4 protein-coding genes and 1 pseudogene are annotated in these 2922 nt (G+C 33.6%); 1 reads left to right on the top strand and 4 read right to left on the bottom strand.

Features of this window, described 5'->3' with window-relative positions:
* On the top strand, window positions 1–548 hold a 548-nt coding region (locus tag AC1DTM_RS21545; RefSeq protein WP_477000835.1), incomplete at its 5' end, for an alpha/beta fold hydrolase.
* A 208-nt stretch (window positions 549–756) separates the two neighbouring features.
* Here AC1DTM_RS21545 and AC1DTM_RS21540 read toward each other — a convergent pair.
* The 4 genes and pseudogenes from AC1DTM_RS21540 to AC1DTM_RS21525 all read right to left on the bottom strand — a co-directional run.
* Window positions 757–1290: pseudogene (locus AC1DTM_RS21540) on the bottom strand (MBL fold metallo-hydrolase); the annotation flags it as partial.
* Window positions 1248–1847 (bottom strand): undecaprenyl-diphosphatase, encoded by a 600-nt coding sequence (locus tag AC1DTM_RS21535; RefSeq protein WP_016104947.1) that lies wholly within the window; start codon window positions 1845–1847, stop codon window positions 1248–1250. The pseudogene AC1DTM_RS21540 and the gene AC1DTM_RS21535, both read right to left, overlap by 43 nt.
* A gap of 207 nt (window positions 1848–2054) precedes the next feature.
* A complete protein-coding gene (locus AC1DTM_RS21530; protein ID WP_016104946.1) occupies window positions 2055–2222 on the bottom strand; it encodes a type 2 periplasmic-binding domain-containing protein in 168 nt (55 codons plus the stop codon).
* A 218-nt stretch (window positions 2223–2440) separates the two neighbouring features.
* Window positions 2441–2922 (bottom strand): alpha-1,6-glucosidase domain-containing protein (locus AC1DTM_RS21525; protein WP_477000834.1); only part of this gene is annotated, 482 nt, incomplete at its 5' end.

Below are 2922 nucleotides of genomic sequence, written 5' to 3'. Positions count from 1 at the left end.
GTGCCAATGTTGAACGAACTGTAGAAGCAACTAGACAAGCGGTAGCTGATTTACGAACTTTGATCAAATGGATAAAAGAAAATAAAAATGGTCCCTTGATTTTAATAGGAATCAGTTTAGGTGGAGTTATTACTAACTTAACATCTCTTGTTGAACCAGAAATTGATGTGTTAACATCCATTTTCTACGCGAATCGACTCTCATATTCAATTTGGAAGACAAATCCAGGTAAATTTATTAGAGAAGATTTGGAACATCATGGTGTTACGTATGATGATTTAATAGCTTATTGGAAAATCACTGAACCGAGTCAAGCGTTACCAAAAGTAAAAAAAGAAAATATTTTATTAATTTCAGGTAAGCACGATCTATATGTGCACTCTGAGGATACGGACTATTTGTGGGAATCCTGGGAAAGACCTACGCAATATATTTATACATGTGGACATGCCGGGATTGTTCTTAAACGTAAAAAAATTGCAACTGATACTATCAATTTTATTCAGAATCGATTGAACTCCCAAATCTTCCCCAATGATATGCCTTAAATTGTGAGATTACTAAGTAGGGGGTAGTACCAACATTCGTACGCTAAGATTCTTTCAACATAAAGATTGTTGATAACTTGTACGTGTCAGTAATGTTCGTGTTACTTTAAATACAAAGAGCATGTTTTAAAAAATGATAATAACATGCTCTAAACTTCTCTATTTATTTTAATTTCTTAAAGATGTCTACAGGTAATATTGAAACATCTCATGTATTAAAAAGTGTTTCCTGCGGTGCTTTTATGTATTGATCTGCTGACTTCTGAACAGCAAGGTCCGCATGCTTTGACACGACTCGATGAAAAGCATTATAAATACGGTTGAATGGTAGCCCTTTTACTTTATCCATCATCTCTCTTACTTTACTAGCAGGAAGTAGAATCAGATTTGGATAACTGTACATGAAACTAACCCACTGACAGTCGGCAATCACTTGAATGATATCACCTGTTAGCRAAATACCTTTATTATGATTTCCACCTTTTCAGTGTAAAACAGTTCCTCCTTTAAAATGACCTCCAATACGATTTAAAGCAATGCCATTTGTTAATTCAAAAGACTCGCCAGACCAAAAAATTATTTTGTTACTTGGACGTACTACCCATTCTTTTTCACCTTCGTGGATGTAAATAGGTGCATTGAATGTATCGATCCATTCAACTTGTGTAGAATAATAATGAGGATGAGAAAGGGCTATACTCAAAATCCCTTTGATTTGTTTTTGGATGGTAAAACATGTTTCTCTACTCTTTCATATAGAGTAAGCAATTGCTTGATAAAAGAAAATTTCGGTACTAACCAATACGAAAATAACGCTGCAACACATCCTATTAAAGCCCCTATTGCAACATCAAAAGGATAATGAACCCCTACCCAAATACGAGAAATCGCTACACAAAATGCAAGTATAAGCCATAACCATCCAGTCTTTTTACGAACAAGCCAAAATGAAAAACAAATCGAAAAAAAGAGAATCGTATGGTCACTAGGAAACGAATTATCTACAGCATGGTCAACAAGTTTATTAATATCAGGCAATACTGCAAACGGTTGATAATTCAAATGAAATTCCCCTGCTATTTTTCCAATCACCTCTGCAATCATAAAAGCAGCCATCGCTTGAATAACCATCATCCTACTTTTTCTGGACCCGGTAAACCAATAAGCTATAATAATTAAACCAAAAATATATACCATATATTCTGCCAAAAATACCATGGCTGAGTTTAGAAATGAATATTGTTTACCTAAATCATTAATTGCTCGAAAAATATCAATATTGAATTGAGAAAAAGACATTTTCAAATCCCTCCTTTAAAGTAAGGTGTTTAACTGATTGCCATATACTTTCATTACATAAATAGTTTTGATTATTGTACTCATCTAAAAATATCAACCTCTTATGACATCGCTTTCTTCTTTTTCACTATAATAAAAAAAGAAAAAGGAAAACATCGAACTCTCTTACAAACACTCGTGCTTTCTTACAGTTTTGTCATTTTCTCGTCATTTTATAAATGGATTCATCGTCTTGCCTTTCGCTATTTTCAAAAACTCTTGTAACTCTGGGTTTATATCGGTCTTTCGGTATGCAACGGCTAGTTCCGCAACAATTTTAGAATCGCATATTTCTTTGTAAACAACTTCTGATTGATATAATTTATTTGCAGACACCTATCCTCTGTTAATTAAATAAGAAAAGTTCATTTACACTACCTATACCTGCAACTATGGATACTTTAATTACAGATTAAAAAGGAGAAGAACCTTGATAAGTTCTTCTCCTTTTGTTTATTGTTGTTATTAAATTATAATAAAATTACAGTATGTGAAATTATATTTCTTTAACTTTAAAAGCGAAGTGAAAGCAACCTTCACTCCGCTTTTTGCATTTATTTAATCGGTTTCTCTGTTTTTAAAACTAGTGAACTTAATGCAGGAACTTTAATTTTATTGTCATGGACAACGTAAAGTGTTTTACTTCCCGCCTGCTTACCGTCTACTAGCACTTTCCATGGACCTTTCGATGGAAGTGTTATGTCAACGGCTCCCCTATTTGCATTGTGAGCCACCATAAAATATTCGCTTTTATTCCCACTTCCCTTTCCATCTATTGTATAAGCTACAACATTTTTGGGAACATCGATAAAAGCTACATACTTTTTAATTTGCTCTGCAGAAGTCATACGAAAAGCTGGGTATTTTTTGCGTAAATCTATTAAGCCCTTCATATACTCTACTTCATTATTAAATGCTGCACGGCGTAACCAATCCATCTGGTTAATAGAATCAGGAGATTTGTAACTATTATGATCACCATATTTTGTGCGCATAAACTCTTGTCCTGCATGTAAGAATGGAATACCTTGTGATG

This window comes from Bacillus sp. P4_D3 (assembly GCF_056401855.1).
This window is presented reverse-complemented; position numbering and strand designations above follow the sequence as displayed.